Raw genomic sequence first — 16,170 nt, 5'->3', positions numbered from 1 at the left:
ACCCCATGTCTTTGAGCACGCTCGACCCGCGCACCGCCCTCGTCGTCATCGACCTCCAGCAGGGCATCGTGGGCATGCCCACCCAGCCCCGCACCGGCGCCGAGGTGGTGGCCCGCACGGTGGAGCTCGCCGACGCGTTCCGCGCCCAGGACCTGCCCGTCGTCCTGGTCCGGGTCTCCTTCGCGGCCGACTTCGCCGACGCCGTCCCGGGCCGCACCGAGCGCCAGGCCCGCGGCCTCGCCTTCCCCGAGGGCTGGGACGCCGTCGTCGACGAACTGTCCGGCCACGACGGCGACATCCTCGTCACCAAGCACAACTGGAGCGCCTTCCACGGCACCGACCTCGACGTCCAGCTGCGCCGCCGGGGCGTCACCCAGATCGTGCTGACCGGCATCGCCACCAGCATCGGGGTGGAGTCCACCGCCCGCGACGCCTACGCCCACGGCTACCACGTGACGCTCGCCACGGACGCCATGGCCGACGGCGACGGCGAGGCGCACGCCAACAGCGTCGAGCGGATCTTCCCGCGGCTCGGCGAGTCCGGCAGCACGGCCGAGGTCATCGAACTGCTCGCCAAGACCCACGGCTGAACCCGCCGGCCCATACGCCGCAGGGCGGCCGACGCGCTCGATGAGCCGTCGGCCGCCCTGCGGCGCGTTGCCGAGGTGTCCTACGCGGACATCTCCTTGCGGATGAGCGGCAGCCCCTCCGCGAGTGCCTGCCGCCAGTCCCGCAGCGGCTCAAGACCGGCCCCGGCCCACCGGTCGTGCCCGAGGACGCTGTAGGCGGGGCGGGGTGCGGGGCGGACGAACGCCTCGCTGGTGGTGGGGCGGACCCGCTCGGCGTCGGCGCCGAGCAGGCGGAACACCTCACGGGCCAGCTCGCACCAGGTGGCCGCACCGGAGTTGGTGCCGTGGAAGACGCCGTGCGCGCCCTCGTCCCGGCCGAGGCGGGGGCCGAGGTCGGCGATCCGGGCGGCCAGATCGGCGCTCCAGGTGGGCTGGCCGCGCTGGTCGTCGACGACGTCGAGGGTGTCCCGGCGGGACTCCAGCTCGATCATGGTGCGCACGAAGTTCTTCCCGTGCGTGCCGTACAGCCAGGCGGTGCGGACCACCGCGCTCGCGCCCGGGAGTTCCGCGAGGACGGCGCGCTCGCCCGCGAGCTTGGTGCGCCCGTAGGCGGTGCGCGGGGCGGTCGGGTGGTCCTCGGGGTACGGGCTGGTGCGGGCCTCGCCGTCGAAGACGTAGTCCGTCGAGACATGGACGAGGCGGGCGCCGTGCCGGGCGGCGGCGCGGGCCAGCAGGCGCGGGCCCTCGCCGTTGATCAGCAGGGCCCGCTCCTCGTCGGTCTCGGCGTCGTCGACGGCGGTGTACGCGGCGCAGTTGACCACGAGGTCGGGCCGGTGCGCGGCGAGCGCCGAGTCCACCGAGTCGGCGCTGGTGACGTCGAGGCCGGCGCGGCCGAGGGCCACGACCTCCTCACCCCGGCGGGCGAGCTCCTCGGTCACGTCGTGGCCGAGCATGCCGCCCGCTCCGGCGACGAGCCACTTCATCAGTGCTTCTCCTGCTCCTTGCGGGACTCCAGGGCGGCGCGCTCCTTGAGCGGCTCCCACCAGTCCCGGTTGTCGCGGTACCAGGCGACGGTGTCGGCGAGGCCGGAGGTGAAGTCGTGCTTGGGGGTGTAGCCCAGCTCGTCGTGGATCTTGCTCCAGTCGACGGAGTAGCGCTGGTCGTGGCCCTTGCGGTCGGCGACCCGGTCCACGCGCTCCCAGTCGGCGCCGCAGGCTTCGAGCAGCAGGCCGGTGAGCTCCTTGTTGCTGAGCTCGGTGCCGCCGCCGATGTTGTAGACCTCGCCGGCCCGGCCGCCGGTGCGGACCAGGTCGATGCCCTGGCAGTGGTCCTCGACATGCAGCCAGTCGCGGACGTTGCTGCCGTCGCCGTAGAGCGGGACGTTCTTGCCGTCGAGGAGGTTGCTCACGAAGAGCGGGATGACCTTCTCGGGGAACTGGTGCGGCCCGTAGTTGTTGGAGCAGCGGGTGACGCGGACGTCCAGGCCGTGGGTGCGGTGGAAGGCCAGCGCGAGCAGGTCCGAGGAGGCCTTGGAGGCGGAGTACGGCGAGTTCGGCTGCAGCGGGTGGGTCTCGGGCCAGGAGCCGGTCTCGATGGAGCCGTACACCTCGTCGGTGGAGACGTGCACGAACGGGCCTACGCCGTGGCGCAGGGCCGCGTCGAGCAGGGTCTGGGTGCCGACGACGTTGGTGTGGACGAACGCGCCGGCCCCGTCGATGGAGCGGTCGACGTGCGACTCGGCGGCGAAGTGCACCACCTGGTCGGCGTCGGCCATCATCCGGTCCACCAGCTCGGCGTCGCAGATGTCGCCCTGGACGAAGGTCAGCCGCGGGTGCGACTCGGGCAGGTTCGTCAGGGTGCCCGCGTAGGTGAGCTTGTCCAGCACGGTGATGTGCGGCGCGTCAGGGGCGGTGTCGGCGAGCAGGCCGCGGACGTACGTGGAGCCGATGAAGCCGGCGGCGCCGGTGACGAGGAGATTCATGAACGGATCTGCACCTTGCTGTGGTCTCCGAGAACGAGGCGGTGGGCGCTGGGGGTGCCGGGTGCCGGGGTGACCTCGACGTGCCGGCCGATCAGCGAGGACTCGATCCTGCCCACCCCGTCGATGGAGGAGTCCCGCAGCACTATGGAGAACTCCAGCTCACTCGCGGTGATCCGGCAGTTCTCGGCGACCGACGTGAAGGGGCCCACGTACGAGTCGCTGACGACGGTCCCGGCGCCGATCACGGCGGGACCGACGATCCGGGAGCCGGTGACGCGCGCGCCCGCCTCGACGACCACGCGGCCGACGATCTGGCTGGCCTCGTCGACCTCGCCGTCGATGCGCGGCTCCTGGGACTCGAGGACGGTCCGGTTGACCTCCAGCATGTCGACGACGTTGCCGGTGTCCTTCCAGTAGCCCTTGATCACCGTGGAGCGCACGTCGGCACGCTGGTCGATGAGGTGCTGGATGGCGTGGGTGATCTCCAGCTCGCCGCGCCAGGACGGCTTGATGGCGCGCACGGCGTCGTGGATGGCGGGCGTGAAGAGGTAGACGCCGACCAGGGCGAGGTCGCTCTTGGGCTCCTGCGGCTTCTCCTCCAGGCCGGTCACCTGGCCGTCGGCGTCCAGCTCGGCGACACCGAACGCGCGCGGGTTGGGCACGTGGGTGAGGAGGATCTGGGCGTCGGGGCGGGTCTCGCGGAACTCCTCGACCAGCCCGCTGATGCCGCCGACGATGAAGTTGTCGCCGAGGTACATGACGAAGTCGTCGTCGCCGAGGAAGTCGCGCGCGATCAGCACCGCGTGGGCCAGGCCCAGCGGCTGGTCCTGGGGGATGTAGGTGACGTCCAGGCCGAACTTCGACCCGTCGCCGACCGCCTCCTCGATCTCGGCGGCGGTGTCGCCGACGATCATCCCGACCTCGGTGACGCCCGCGGCGGCCAGGGATTCGAGCCCGTAGAAGAGCACGGGTTTGTTCGCCACCGGTACGAGCTGTTTCGCCGATGTGTGGGTGATCGGCCGCAGCCGTGTTCCGGCACCGCCGGAGAGCACCAAAGCCTTCATTCGCTACACCTTATAGGTGAACATCTGGTTGAGACGTTCTTCTGTTTTCCTGACTGGTTACGACAGTATGGCCTCGGCGCGGACGTGATGTGACCACCAGGTGCCCCGGAACGGCATCCCGGCGGTTTTTTCTGCAGGTCAGGAACCTTCCGGCCAGGCCGCCGCGCGCTCCACCTCGGCCTCGATCTCGGCCCTGGACCGGCCCTCGTCGCGGGCGTACTCGTTCACCGCGGTCAGCTCGTCCCGGGCGAGGTCACGCCAGGCGCGCAGGGCGGTCTCGTAGGTCTCCGACTGGGCGCCGCCCGGCTGCTGCCGGGCCGGTGGCCCGTAGGTGTCCCGCAGTTCCAGGACCTTGTCGTGGGCCGCGTCGGCCGCGCGGTGCTTCGCCACGAGTTCTTCGAAGGTGTGTGCCACGTCAAGGACACTAAGGAGAGTCGGGCCGCGCCGCCTGTCGAGAGCGCGGGGGTCAGTCCGTCAGGACGAGATCCGCCCAGACCTGCTTGCCGCCGCTGGCCGGCACGGTCCCCCAGGCGGTGGACACCGCCTCCACCAGGAGGATGCCGCGCCCGCCGGTGGCCTCCCAGCCGATGTTGGTGGGTTTCACCGGGCTGCGCGGCGAGGCGTCGGCGACGGCGATGCGCAGTCGGTGGTCGACCAGGGTCAGGTCGAGCCGGACGGGCCCGTCGGTGTGGATCAGGGCGTTGGTGACCAGTTCGGAGACGGTCAGCAGGGCCGTGTCCATGGCCGCGTCGGTCACGCCCCAGGAGCGCAGGGTACGCCTGCTGAAGCGGCGGGCGTGCCGGGCCGCCTCGGGGACCCGCCACACCGTCCAGCTCTCCCGCAGCGGGCGGACGGCCATGCCGTCGTAGCGCATGAGCAGCAGGGCGACGTCGTCGGCGTGGTGGGCGCTGCCGAGCAGCGCGTCGGCGACCAGGCCGAGGTGGGCCGGGTCGGAGCCGGCGAGGTCGCGGGCGAAGCGCTCCATGCCCTCGTCGATGTCGGCGTCGGGGGACTCGACCAGGCCGTCGGTGGTGAGCGCGAGCACGGTGCCGGGGCGCAGGCTGAGCTGGGTCATCGGGAACTCGGCCCGGTCGAGCACGCCGAGCGGCGGGCCGCCCTCGGTCTCGGCGATCCGCGTGGTGCCGTCCGGCTGGCGCAGGACGGGGGGCAGGTGTCCGGCGCGCACGCACCAGGCGGTGCCGTCCTCCATGTCGACGTCGACGTAGCAGCAGGTGGCGAAGAGGTCGCTCTCCATGTCCAGGAGCAGCCGGTTGGCGTGCGAGACGACCACGTCGGGGGTGTGCCCCTCGGCGGCGTAGGCGCGCAGCGCGGTGCGCATCTGCCCCATGAGGGCGGCGGCGCTCGCGTTGTGGCCCTGGACGTCGCCGATGACCAGGGCGACGTGGTTGTCGGTCAGCGGGATCACGTCGTACCAGTCGCCGCCGACCTCCAGGCCGCCCTCGGTGGTGGGCAGGTAGCGGGCGACGGCCTCGGCGCCGGGCAGCCGGGGCAGCCGGCGCGGCAGCAGGGCGCGCTGCAGCATCCCGACGAGTTCGTGCTCGGCGTCGAAGGCGTGCGCGCGCATCAGGGCCTCGCCCGCCAGGCCGGCGGAGGCGGTGAGCAGGGCGCGTTCGTCGGGGCCGAAGTCGTGCGGGGCGTCCCAGCCGATCAGGCAGGCGCCGGCCATCCGGCCGCCGGCGGGCAGCGGAAGGACGGCGAGGCCGCCGGGACCGACCTCGGCGAGGGCGGGTTCCAGGGCGGCCCGGGCGGGCCAGATCTGCGCGCGGCCCTCGCGCAGGGCGGCGGCGAGGGTGGGCATGGACCGCACCGGGGCGTCGGGCCACTCGCTGCGCCACTCGCTGCGCCACAGCTCCGGCCAGGACTCGGCCTCGGGCGGGTCGAGGACGGTGACGACCAGGCGCTCGTTCTCCAGTTCGGCCAGGGCGATCCGGTCGGCCTTGAGCGGCCCGCGCAGCGCGTGGACGACGGCCCGGCCGACGTCCTTGACCGTGCGGGCGGTGGCCAGGGCGGCGGCGAGCTGCTGCACCCGGGTCACGTCGGTGACGTCCGAGCGGAGCGTGGACGCGTCCGCGACGGTGCCGGCCAGCCGGGCCGGGTGCCCCTCGCCGCCGGGCACCAGCCGGCCGCGCAGCCGCACCCACTTGGGCGGGCCCGAGGGCTGCAGGATCCGGAACTCCAGCTCGCGGTCGCCGATGGACATGTGGTCGGCCTCGACGACGGACATCAGGGCGGGCAGGTCCTCGGGGAGGGTGCGGCCCAGCAACGTCTCGACCTTGCCGTCGAACTCGTCGCGGCCCATCCGGAAGAGGTCGAGGATGCCCTCGCCGACCGCGATCCGGCCGGTGTCCATGGCGAGGCTGAAGGCGTCGGCGGGCAGTTCGCCGGTGTCCGTGGCCATGGGGAGCGGGGCGGGCAGGACGATCGTCCGGGCCACCAGGCCCAGGCAGGCGCGGTCCTCGGGGCCGAACCCGTCGTCGCGCTCGCTGACGGCGACGAGGAGCCCGGCGCCGGCGGGCAACGGCAGGGCGGCCAGCCAGAACTCCTGGGACGGGGTCCGCCGCGCCTCGGGGCAGCCGGCCAGTTCGTCGGGGCCGAGCCAGACGGACCGTCCGGTGCCGTACGCCTCCGCCGCCGCGGACCGTCCGATCGCCGGATAGGCGTCGCGCAGCCCGTACAGCGTGCGGGGCAGGCCCGCCGACTCGGCGAGGCGCAGCACGGTCCCGTCGTCCCCGGGTGTGTACACCCCGGCGAAGGCCGCGCCCGCGAACACCAGCGCCTGTTCGAGCACGCGACGGAGCCGATCGGGTGCGCCGGGACCGCCAGTGAGCGTTTCGAGGGCGATTTCGGCGCGATCCGTTCTCGTTGGGCGTATCGCAGCACCCTCACTGACCACGCCGCCATTACAGCGCTTATGAGGCGTCTGCGCAGCCCCTGTGACCGTTCCGTGGAGGACGGGGAGCCGGCCTGCTCGAAACCCACCGAACATGTCTTGACCCGTGCGTTCCGCACGGCCTTCTCGTGACAGACGTGACTGTCCGCGACCGTGTGACGCCTGGAAGTGTCGGGGCCGGCCCACGGAGGGGGAGGCGGATGGACGGACGGTACGAGGTGTACGCGCTGGCCGACCGGCACTTCTACGACACGCCGGACCGGCTCGGGAGCACCGGACCGCGGACGGAACGGCTGTTCGCCGCGGCGCGGCGCGCGGTGCCCGAGGACTGGCGGGCGGCGCGCTCCGGGGACTGGCTGACCATGACCCCGCTCGGCGCGGACGGCGCGCCTCAGCCCTCGCCGGCCCAGGGCTGGAAGATCCACTCTTCGGCCACCCGGGCGAACGCGGAGCGGATCGCGGCGATCGTGTGGGACTACTGCGTACCGCGCCGCATCCCGTTCAAGTTCGTCCCGGGTCCGCATCTGCTGCACCTGCGCAACGCGAAGTACGCGGGCCGCGACACCAGTGGGAAGTTCGTCACGGTGTACCCGCCCGACGAGGACCGGCTGCAGGAGGTGCTGCGCGAACTGGGCGCGCTCCTGGAGGGCTTCGAGGGGCCGTACATCCTGACCGACCTGCGCTGGAACGACGGGCCGCTGTACGTCCGCTACGGCGCGTTCGCGCGCACCTACGTCGTCGACGAGCGCGGCGCACTGGTGACGGCGGTGCGGGACGGAGCGGGCCGGGCGGTGCCGGACCGGCGGACGCCGGCCTTCCAGGTGCCGGAGTGGGTGACGCTGCCCGACTTCCTGCGGCCGCAGCTGGCGGCGCGGGAGGCCACGACGGTGGGCGAGCTGCCGTACCGGATCGAGAAGGCGCTGCACTTCTCCAACGGCGGCGGGGTGTACGCCGGGACCGACACCCGGGACGGACGGCGGGTGGTGCTCAAGGAGGGGCGGCCGCACGCGGGTCTCGCGGCCGACGGCGCCGACGCCGTCGCCCGGCTGGGCCGGGAGAAAACGGCTCTCGAGGCGGTGGCCGGCACCGGGGTGGTGCCCGAGGTCCGGGACTGGTTCACGCTGGGCGGGCACCGGTTCCTGGTGACGGACCTCCTGGAGGGCCGCCCGCTCAACGCCTTCTTCGCCGAACGGCATCCGCTGCTCACCGCGGACCCGGATCCCGCGGCGGTGCGCGACTACACGGCCTGGGCGCTGCGCATCCACCGGAAGGTGGCGGAGGCCGTGGCGGCGGTGCACGCGCGCGGCATCGTCTTCAACGACCTGCACGTCTTCAACGTCATGGTCGGGCCCGACGAGGAGTCGGTGTTCCTCGTCGACTTCGAGGCGGCCGCCCCGGTGGACGAGAACGGCCGCCAGGTGGTCGCCCATCCGGGCTTCTTCGCCCCGCCGGACCGCAGGGGCGCCGAGGTGGACCGGTATGCGCTGGCCTGTCTGCGGCTCGCCCTGTTCCTGCCCGTGACTTCACTGTTCGTCGTGGACCGCGGCAAGGCGGCGCATCTCGCGGACGTGATCGCCGGTCAGTTCCCGGACGTACCGCGGGAGTTCCTGGACGAGGCGGTCGCGGAGATCACCCGGGGCGCCCCGGCCGCGCGTCCGGTCGCACCGGCGGACTGGCCGCACAGCCGGGACTCGATGGCCAAGGCGATCCTCGCCTCCGCGACGCCCGGGCGTGACGACCGGCTCTTCCCCGGTGACATCGCCCAGTTCGGGGACGGCGGCGGGCTCGGCCTCGCGCACGGCGCGGCCGGGGTGCTGTACGCCCTGGACCGGGCGGGCGCCGGCCGGTACGAGGAGGGCGAGCGCTGGCTGCTCGACCACACCGCGCCCCCGCCGCCCGGCACCCCGCTGGGCCTGTACGACGGTCTGGCGGGTGTCGCCCACGTCCTGGACCTGCTCGGCCACCGGCAGCGCGCCCTGGACCTCGTGGACGGCGTCCTGCGGGAGAACTGGCGCAGCCTCTCCTCCGACCTGCACGGCGGCCTGGCCGGTCTGGGCCTGGTGCTGGACTCCCTCGCCGACACGACCGGTGAGTCGGAGCTGCGCGCCCGCGCCGCCGAGGTCGCGGAGATCCTCCTGCGACGGCTCGCCGAACCGCTCCCGGACACGCCCCGGCGGCGCGCCGGGCTGCTGCGCGGTGCGACCGGGCCCGCGCTGTTCCTGCTGCGGCGCCACGAGCGGACCGGCGACGCCGACCTGCTGGCGGCGGCCGGCCGGGCGCTGCGCCGGGACCTGGACGGCTGCGCGCTGCAGAAGGGCGGGGGCCTGGAGGTCGACGAGGGGTGGCGCACGCTGCCCTACCTCGGCGACGGCAGCGTGGGGATCGGCATGGTGCTCGACGACTGGCTCGCCCACGGGGCCGACGCGACCGGCGACCTCGAGCGCGCGCGGGCCGCGATCCGCACCGCCGCCACCGCACGTTTCTACGCCCAGCCGGGCCTCTTCCAGGGCCGCGCGGGCATGATCCTGCACCTCGCCCGGACCGGTGCCGATCCGGACCGGCTCGCCGCGCAGGTCGACGGGCTCGGCTGGCTGGCGATGGCCTACCAGGGCCGGCTCGCCTTCCCCGGCCACCAGATGATGCGGCTCTCCATGGACCTCGCCACCGGAACCGCCGGGTGCCTGCTGGCGCTCACGGCCGCCCTCGACGGCGGCCGCGCCGCCCACCTGCCGTTCCTCCCGCCGCCACCGGCGGCCCCCAGAACGCGGCTGCGCGCTTCGGCGCGGTCGTGACACAACCCCGTCCCCGACAACACCCGGGGGGCCGCTCGGTCCCCGGAAAGGACACGCTATGGCACTGCTCGACCTGCAGACGATGGAGTCCGAGGAAGGTCACGACGGCGGCGGCGCCAGCACGGTGAGCCTGCTGTCGTGCGTCTCGGCGGCGAGCGTCCTGCTCTGTCTCTGACCTGCACCACGAGACCGGCTCCGGGCGGCGCCCTCCTTCGGGAGGGGGCCCGTCCGGGGCCTTCGCCGATACGAGGGGTGCCGCGATGACCCGACCCGCGCACCGCGATCCGATGCGCACCGCCCTGCGTCACGCGGGGACGCGCTGCGCCGCCCTGTGCCTGGTGGGTTCGGCGGCCACGGCCGCGGGGCTGCTGCTGCCCGCGGTGCTGGGCCACGCCCTGGACCTGCTGCTGGCGGGCGCACCGGCGACCGCGTGGGTGGCCAGGGCCGCCGGCCTGGTGCTGCTGCTGGCCCTGCTGGACGGCTGCGCGAGCGTGCTGGCCGGGACCGTCGACGCGCGGGCCACGGCCGGGCTGCGCAAGCGGGTCACCGGGCACGTGCTGGCGCTGGGCCCGCGCGCGGCGGCCCGGTTCGGCGCCGGGGACCTGGTCGCCCGGCTGGTCGGGAACGCCGCGCAGGCCGGAACCGGGCCCGCCGCCCTCGCCGCCCTCCTCGCGGCCCTCGCCGGTCCGGTCGGCGGGGTGGTCGCGCTCGGTCTCGTCGACCCGTGGCTCGCGGCCGTGTTCCTGGCCGGGGCGCCGGTACTCGCGCTGCTGCTGCGGGCGTTCACCCGGGACACCTCGGTGTGCGTCGCCGCGTACCAGCGGGAGCAGGGCCGGATCGCGACCGCGCTGGCGGAGGCGGTCGGCGGCCACCGGACGATCGTGGCCGCCGGTCTCCAGGCCCGGGAGGCGGAGCGCGTGCTGCGCCCGCTGCCCGCTCTCGGCCGCGCCGGACACCGCATGTGGCGGGTGCAGGGCCGGGCCGCCGCCCAGGCGGTCACCGTGGGCCCGCTGCTCCAGCTCACGGTCGTGGCGGTGGCGGGTCTGCTGCTCGCCCGGCATCGGATCTCGGTCGGCGAGGTGCTCGCCGCCGCCCGCTACGCCGTCCTCGCGACGGGCGTCGGCGTGCTGGTCGGACAGCTCGCCGCCACTGCCCGGGCGCGCTCGTCCGCGAGCCGCCTCGGCGAGGTGCTGGCCCTTCCCGCGCCGGCCCACGGCAGCCGCCCGCTGCCCCCGGGCCCCGGCCGCCTGGAGCTGCGCGCGGTCACCGCCCGCCGGGGTGACCGCACGGTACTGGACGGGGTCGACCTGGCCGTCCCCGGCGGCACCGCCCTGGCCGTCGTCGGCCGGTCGGGCACCGGCAAGTCCCTGCTGGCCGAACTGGCGGGCCGGCTGGCCGATCCGGACGCCGGGGAGGTCCTGCTGGACGGCGTCCCGCTGCCCGCGCTGTGCCACGACGCGCTGCGCCGGGCCGTCACCTGTGCCTTCGCCCGCCCCGCCCTCCTCGGCCGGAGTGTCGCGGACACCATCGCCTTCGGCCTCACCACCCCCTCCGCCGCCGAGATCCGCTCCGCCGCCGCCAGGGCGCAGGCGGACACGTACATCCGCCGCCTGCCCGGCGGCTGGGCGACCCGGCTCACCGACGCCCCCCGCTCCGGCGGCGAGTCGCAGCGCCTCGGGCTGGCCCGCGCGTTCGCACACCCCGGCCGGCTGCTGATCCTCGACGACGCCCTGTCCAGCCTGGACACCGTCACCGAACACCGCGTCACCGCGGCCCTGCTGGCGCCCGGCCCGGGACCGACCCGGCTGATCGTCGCGCACCGCCCGTCGACCGCGGCCAAGGCGGACGCGGTGGCCTGGCTGGACGGCGGCCGGGTGCGGGCGGTGGGAACCCATGCGGAACTGTGGCGGGACCCGGAGTACCGGGCGGTGTTCGGGGCGCGCGCGGCCGAGGGTGCGGCCCGGTGACCGCTCCGCTGCTCCGGGTGGGCCGGACCGTCGGGGTGCGCCTGGTGTGCTGGTCGCTGCTGGAGGCCGGGCAGACCTTTCTGCTCGGCTACGCCCTGGCCCGTGCCCTCGACGCCGGGTTCCTGGCCGGGGACGCGCGGACCGGGCTGTGGTGGCTCGCCGCGGCCGCGGCCGCGGTGGTGGCGGGGGCGTACGGGACCAGGCGGGTGTACGGGGTGGTCGCCGACCTCGTGGAGCCGGTGCGGGACCGCCTGGTGGCGGGGGTGGTCGCGCGCGGGGTGCGGGAGGGCGATCCGGGAGCGCTGTCCGGGCTGACCCAGCAGGCGGAGATCGCCCGGGACACCCTCGCCGGGCTGGTGCTGGTGTCCCGGTCGTTCGTGTTCACGGCCGTCGGCGCGCTCACCGGGCTGTGCGCGCTCGCGACGCCCCTGCTGCTCGTGGTGCTGCCCCCGCTGCTGGCCGGGCTGGCCCTGTTCGCGGCGACACTGCGCCCACTGGCCCGTCGTCAGGAGGCCTTCCTGGCCGCCGACGAGGCGCTCGCGGCGGAACTGGGCGCGGTGGGCCCGGCGTTGCGGGACGTCACCGCGGCGGGGGCCGAGGAACAGGTCGCCGCGCAGACCGGGCGGCGGGTGGACGCCGAGTTCCGGGCCGCCCGCGCACTGGCCCGCTGGAGCGTCCTGCGGGTGGCGGCGCTCGCGGTCGGCGGCCAGCTGCCCCCGGTGCTGCTGCTCGCCGCCGGGCCCTGGCTGCTCACCCACGGCGTGACCGCGGGAGCCCTGGTCGGCGCGCTCGCCTACGTGACGCAGTCCCTGCTGCCCGCGCTGCAGAACCTGGTGCACGGTCTGGGCACCGGCGGGGCCCGCCTCACGGTCGTCCTGCGCAGGCTCCGCCCGCCCCCGGATCCCGGGCCGCCCCCGGCGCCGGCCGCGGAGGGGGTCGCCGGCGCCCCGGCCCTCTCCTTCTCCGCCGTCACCTTCGCCTACGGCCCGGCGAGCACCCCCGTCCTGGACGGACTCGACCTCGTCGTCCCGTGCGGCGGTCACCTCGCGGTGGTGGGCCCGAGCGGGATCGGCAAGTCGACGCTGACCGCGGTGGCCGCCGGGCTGCTGGACCCGGAGCACGGCGCGGTCCGGGTGTACGGCCGTCCCGCACCGGGGGCGCGGGCGGCCACGCTGCGAGTGCTGATCCCGCAGGAGGCGTACGTCTGCACGGCCAGCCTCGCCGAGAACCTGGGGCTGCTGCGCCCCGACCCCGTCCCGGTTCCCGAGCTGCTGGCCGCGGCCGAGGCGGTCGGGCTCACGCCGCTGCTCGACCGGCTGGGCGGTCCGGACGCACCGGTGCGGCCGGCGGCGCTGTCGGCGGGTGAACGGCAGCTGGTCGCGCTCACCCGTGCCTACCTCTCCCCCGCCCCGCTCGCCCTCCTGGACGAGGCGACCTGCCATCTCGACGCGGCGGCCGAGGCCCGTGCCGAGAGGGCCTTCGCCACCCGGCCCGGCGGCACCCTGGTGGTCGTCGCGCACCGGATCGACTCGGCCCGCCGCGCCCGGCGGATCCTGGTGATGGACGGCTCCCGCACGGCCCACGGCACCCACGAGGAGCTGCTGCGCACCTGCGCCCTCTACCGGGAGCTGGTGGCGCCCGGCGGGGCCGCCGGGTCACAGCCACCCCTCGCCCTGTGAGATCCGGATCGCGTCGACGCGGTTGCGGGCCCCGGTCTTGCGGGTGATCGCCGCCATGTAGTTGCGGACGGTCCCGTGGGACAGGTGCAGACTGCCGGCGATCTCCGCGATGGACGCCCCGCCGGCCGCCAACTCCAGCACGCTCAGCTCCCGTCGGGTGAGCGGGATCTCGGCCGCCCTCAGGAAACCGAAGCCCAGCGAGTCGTCGACGAAACGTTCCCCCTCGGCGGCCCGCCGGATCGCCTGCACCAGCCGATCCGGCGCGTTCGCCTTGTCGACATAGCCGAGCGCCCCCGCCTCGGCCGCCCGCTTCAGCAGCCCCGGCCTGTTCGCACCGGCAAGCACCACGAGCCGCGGCGCGGGCGCACCGGGCTCCGCCGGGCGCAGGTCGGCCAGCGGTGGCACACCGTGGGTGCCGGAGCTGTCGAGGTCCGCCGCGCACACGTCCGGCCGCACCGCCCGGACCCGCCCCCGCGCACCGTGCCACGGCGTGTCGTCCACGCTCAGCCCCGGTTCCCGCTCCAACCACTCCGCCAGGACCGATCTCACCAGACACACGTCGTGCACCAGAAGTACCCGGACCACCGCCGCCCCCTCAGCCAGACATACGTCGGTTCTTCCGTTCAAGGTGTGGAACGCGTGCCCCATTGTTGGCACCGTCCACCCTTCCTGGGCGCGAAGATCCGGCCATCAGGGTGCGCGGGGGCGCACGCCCGGCGCTCGTACCCGGGCCCGCGCTTCGGCTGCGGGGGAATGTGCCGGGGCGAACGGGGTAACCCGGGCCCACCCGGTGCGGGGGGGGTACCCCGGCCCGCCCGATACCGGGGCCCACGCGCCTCTCGCCGTGCGCCGGTCGCCGCGACGAGGGAGCCTTGATCCCGAGGACGCGACGCGCGGCCGGACGAGGAGGTGGTCGGGCGTGTCCGACGGGATGGGGGCGCCTCCGGCCGGAACGGAGCCCGGCGCCGAGGTGCCGGCGGCCGACGGCAGCCGTTCCGGCAGGCCGCTGCTGTCGCTGGCCCTGGCCGCCATGATGGAGGAGGTCCAGGCGCACTCCGGCGCGGTCTACCTGCTCGCGGCCGACGAGCCGGTCCTGGAGATGTCGGTGACGGCGGGGCTGCCCCGGGCCTTCGCGGCGCCCTGGGCGCGGGTCGGGCTGAGCGCGCCGATCCCGGTCGCGGAGGCGGCGCGCGACCGGCGGCTGGTGTGGGTGGGCGGCGAGGAGGACATGGCCCGCCGGTACCCCCGCATCGCGGTGGTCCTCCCGTACGCGTTCGCGCTGGCCGCACTCCCCGTGGCGACGCCGGACACCGTGTACGGGGCGGTGTACGTGACCTGGCCCGGGGCCCATCCGACGGTGCTGTCCGACCGGGAACGGGAGTCGCTGACCGCGGCGTGCGACCGGCTGGCGGTGCGGCTGGAGCGGGTCGCCCGGCAGAACCGTCCGCTGCGCACCGAACCGGATCTGCTGGCGGCGCCCCCGTCGGGGGTGGCGGGCACGCTGGGCCCGGTCGAGGCGGCGCGGATGGTGGGACGGCTGCCGTACGGGCTCGCCTCGCTCGATCTGCACGGCCGGGTCGCCTTCGCCAACGGGGCGGCGGCCGAACTGCTCGGTGTGCACGTCGACGATCTGCTGGGCACCCAGCCGTGGGTGTCGGTGCCGTGGCTGAACGACCCGATGTACGAGGACCGCTACCGGGCGGCGCTGCTCAGCCAGCACGTGACGTCGTTCGTGGCGCTGCGGCCGCCCGGCGACTGGCTGTCGTTCCGGATGTATCCGAGCACGACCGGGCTGACCACCCGGATCAGCCGGGCGCGGGCGGTCGCCGAGATGGTGGGGGCGATACCGCGCGCGGACGCGGCGCCGGCCCACCGGCTGGTCAGCATCTCGCAGGTGCTGAGCCTGGCCGGGGCGCTGACCGAGGCCGTCGGCGTGCAGGACGTGGTGCAGCTGGTGGCGGACGAGGTCGCCCCGTCCGTCGGCAGCCAGGCCGTGGTGATCCTCGGCCCGCGGGGCGGACGGCTGCACATGCTGGGGCACCGCGGGTACGAGGATCCGCGGACCGTGGAGCGCTTCGACGGCCTCCCACTGGCCGAGCGCACGCCCGGCACCCATGTCCTGAACACCGGAGTGCCGGCGTTCTTCGAGTCGAGGGAGCAGCTGGATCGGCTGTACCCGGACCGGCACGACACCGCGGACGGGTTCGCCGCCTGGGCGTATCTGCCGTTGATCGCGTCGGGCCGCCCGGTGGGCACCTGTGTCCTCGCCTACGCCGAGCCGCACGTCTTCCCGGCCGACGAGCGTGCCGTCCTCACCAGCCTGGGCGGGCTGATCGCCCAGGCGCTGGAGCGGGCCCTGCTCTACGACGCGAAGAACCAGCTGGCGCACGGTCTGCAGGCGGCCCTGCTGCCGCGCTCGCTGGTTCCGCCGCCCGGTATCGAGGCGGCGGCGCGCTATCTGCCGGCCATGCACGGCATGGAGATCGGCGGCGACTTCTACGACCTGGTGCCCACCCGGCCGCTGGCCGCGGCGGTGATCGGGGACGTGCAGGGCCACAACGTGACGGCGGCCGGGCTGATGGGCCAGATCCGTACCGGCGTACGGGCCTTCACGAGCGTCGGGCAGGCGCCGGAGGAGGTGATGTGCAGCACCAACCGGCTGCTGATCGACTCCGGCGCCGAACTCTTCGCGAGCTGTCTGTACCTGCGGCTGGACCCGGAGCGGGGGCGCGCGGTGATGGCCCGGGCGGGACATCCGCCGCCGCTGCTGAGGCGTCCGGACGGGCGGGTACGGGTCCTCGACCTGGCCGGCGGCCCGTTGCTCGGCATCGACTCGGAGGCGACGTACCCGACGACCGAGGTGTCGCTCGCGCCGGGCTCGGTGCTCGCCCTGTACACCGACGGGCTGGTGGAATCCCCCGGCGTGGACATCGAGGACGCCCTGGTCGGTCTGGGGGAACTGCTCTCGGAGAACGGCGACCAGCCCCTGGACCGGCTCGCCGACACGCTCGTGCGGCACAGTGCGGCGGCGCAGGAGCGTGTCGATGATGTCGCGGTGCTGTTGCTGCGGGCCGAGGCCGACGGCTGACCCGCGCCGACGGTGCCCGGTCCGGTCGCGGAGCCTTCGCCGAGGTGCTCGGTGACGACCGGGTGGGGGCCGACCAGAACTTCTTCGACGCGGGCGGCCACTCACTGCTGGCTGCCCGG

Annotated in this window: 13 protein-coding genes; 7 read left to right on the top strand and 6 right to left on the bottom strand. The window is 74.9% G+C overall.

The features are described from left to right. Positions 1-5 precede the first annotated feature (5 nt). Positions 6-590: a hydrolase gene (locus AB0472_RS28995; RefSeq protein ID WP_366360536.1), complete on the top strand. Its 585-nt coding sequence runs from the start codon at positions 6-8 to the stop codon at positions 588-590. An 80-nt stretch (positions 591-670) separates the two neighbouring features. Here the strand turns inward: AB0472_RS28995 and rfbD are convergent, their stop codons facing one another. The 5 genes from rfbD to AB0472_RS28970 all read right to left on the bottom strand — a co-directional run bounded on the left by rfbD (position 671) and on the right by AB0472_RS28970 (position 6,528). Continuing rightward, positions 671-1,552 (bottom strand): dTDP-4-dehydrorhamnose reductase, encoded by an 882-nt coding sequence (rfbD, locus tag AB0472_RS28990; protein WP_366360534.1) that lies wholly within the window; start codon positions 1,550-1,552, stop codon positions 671-673. Continuing rightward, positions 1,552-2,550 carry a dTDP-glucose 4,6-dehydratase gene (rfbB, locus tag AB0472_RS28985; protein ID WP_366360532.1) on the bottom strand — a complete coding sequence of 333 codons (999 nt, stop codon included), beginning with the start codon at positions 2,548-2,550 and terminating at the stop codon, positions 1,552-1,554. Before rfbB ends, rfbD begins: the two co-directional genes overlap by 1 nt. Then, positions 2,547-3,614, bottom strand: coding sequence for a glucose-1-phosphate thymidylyltransferase (locus tag AB0472_RS28980; RefSeq protein ID WP_366360530.1), 1,068 nt, complete (start codon positions 3,612-3,614; stop codon positions 2,547-2,549). Before AB0472_RS28980 ends, rfbB begins: the two co-directional genes overlap by 4 nt. Before the next feature lie 138 nt (positions 3,615-3,752). Beyond that, the gene (locus AB0472_RS28975; protein ID WP_366360528.1) at positions 3,753-4,028 is read right to left on the bottom strand and encodes a hypothetical protein; all 276 of its coding nucleotides are present in this window, start codon (positions 4,026-4,028) and stop codon (positions 3,753-3,755) included. A gap of 52 nt (positions 4,029-4,080) precedes the next feature. Then, a complete protein-coding gene (locus AB0472_RS28970) occupies positions 4,081-6,528 on the bottom strand; it encodes a SpoIIE family protein phosphatase (RefSeq protein WP_366360526.1) in 2,448 nt (815 codons plus the stop codon). Positions 6,529-6,725: 197 nt separating this feature from the next. On the opposite strand from AB0472_RS28970, the gene lanKC reads away from it, so the two are divergent. From lanKC to AB0472_RS28950, 4 genes are all read left to right on the top strand, one after another. Next, positions 6,726-9,317 (top strand): class III lanthionine synthetase LanKC, encoded by a 2,592-nt coding sequence (gene lanKC, locus AB0472_RS28965; protein WP_366360524.1) that lies wholly within the window; start codon positions 6,726-6,728, stop codon positions 9,315-9,317. Positions 9,318-9,375: 58 nt separating this feature from the next. Continuing rightward, positions 9,376-9,492 carry a SapB/AmfS family lanthipeptide gene (locus AB0472_RS28960; RefSeq protein ID WP_093506696.1) on the top strand — a complete coding sequence of 39 codons (117 nt, stop codon included), beginning with the start codon at positions 9,376-9,378 and terminating at the stop codon, positions 9,490-9,492. A gap of 85 nt (positions 9,493-9,577) precedes the next feature. Beyond that, a complete protein-coding gene (locus tag AB0472_RS28955; protein ID WP_366360521.1) occupies positions 9,578-11,284 on the top strand; it encodes an ABC transporter ATP-binding protein in 1,707 nt (568 codons plus the stop codon). Further along, entirely contained in the window at positions 11,281-12,963 is a 1,683-nt protein-coding gene (locus tag AB0472_RS28950) for an ABC transporter ATP-binding protein (RefSeq protein ID WP_366360519.1), read from the top strand. Before AB0472_RS28955 ends, AB0472_RS28950 begins: the two co-directional genes overlap by 4 nt. Here the strand turns inward: AB0472_RS28950 and AB0472_RS28945 are convergent. Further along, positions 12,940-13,548 (bottom strand): response regulator transcription factor, encoded by a 609-nt coding sequence (locus AB0472_RS28945; RefSeq protein WP_366360517.1) that lies wholly within the window; start codon positions 13,546-13,548, stop codon positions 12,940-12,942. The genes AB0472_RS28950 and AB0472_RS28945 overlap by 24 nt on opposite strands. A gap of 346 nt (positions 13,549-13,894) precedes the next feature. Between AB0472_RS28945 and AB0472_RS28940 the strand changes: the two genes are divergently transcribed. Together AB0472_RS28940 and AB0472_RS28935 are read left to right on the top strand one after the other, a co-directional pair. Continuing rightward, on the top strand, positions 13,895-16,051 hold the full coding sequence (locus AB0472_RS28940) for a SpoIIE family protein phosphatase (RefSeq protein WP_366360747.1): 2,157 nt from the start codon (positions 13,895-13,897) through the stop codon (positions 16,049-16,051). Beyond that, a partial coding sequence (locus AB0472_RS28935; RefSeq protein ID WP_366360745.1) for a phosphopantetheine-binding protein occupies positions 16,048-16,170 on the top strand: 123 nt, incomplete at its 3' end. The genes AB0472_RS28940 and AB0472_RS28935, both read left to right, overlap by 4 nt.

This window comes from Streptomyces sp. NPDC086777, from assembly GCF_040702065.1.
Taxonomy (GTDB): Bacteria; Actinomycetota; Actinomycetes; order Streptomycetales; family Streptomycetaceae; genus Streptomyces.
This window is presented reverse-complemented; position numbering and strand designations above follow the sequence as displayed.

What these genes read in the sequence shown, in the direction of transcription:
- lanKC (WP_366360524.1), top strand. Translation starts at nt 6,726, where the DNA reads ATGGACGGACGGTACGAGGTGTACGCGCTGGCCGACCGGCACTTCTAC.
- AB0472_RS28960 (WP_093506696.1), top strand. Translation starts at nt 9,376, where the DNA reads ATGGCACTGCTCGACCTGCAGACGATGGAGTCCGAGGAAGGTCACGAC.
- rfbD (WP_366360534.1), bottom strand. Translation starts at nt 1,552, where the DNA reads ATGAAGTGGCTCGTCGCCGGAGCGGGCGGCATGCTCGGCCACGACGTG.
- AB0472_RS28940 (WP_366360747.1), top strand. Translation starts at nt 13,895, where the DNA reads ATGGGGGCGCCTCCGGCCGGAACGGAGCCCGGCGCCGAGGTGCCGGCG.
- AB0472_RS28995 (WP_366360536.1), top strand. Translation starts at nt 6, where the DNA reads ATGTCTTTGAGCACGCTCGACCCGCGCACCGCCCTCGTCGTCATCGAC.
- rfbB (WP_366360532.1), bottom strand. Translation starts at nt 2,550, where the DNA reads ATGAATCTCCTCGTCACCGGCGCCGCCGGCTTCATCGGCTCCACGTAC.
- AB0472_RS28955 (WP_366360521.1), top strand. Translation starts at nt 9,578, where the DNA reads ATGACCCGACCCGCGCACCGCGATCCGATGCGCACCGCCCTGCGTCAC.
- AB0472_RS28980 (WP_366360530.1), bottom strand. Translation starts at nt 3,614, where the DNA reads ATGAAGGCTTTGGTGCTCTCCGGCGGTGCCGGAACACGGCTGCGGCCG.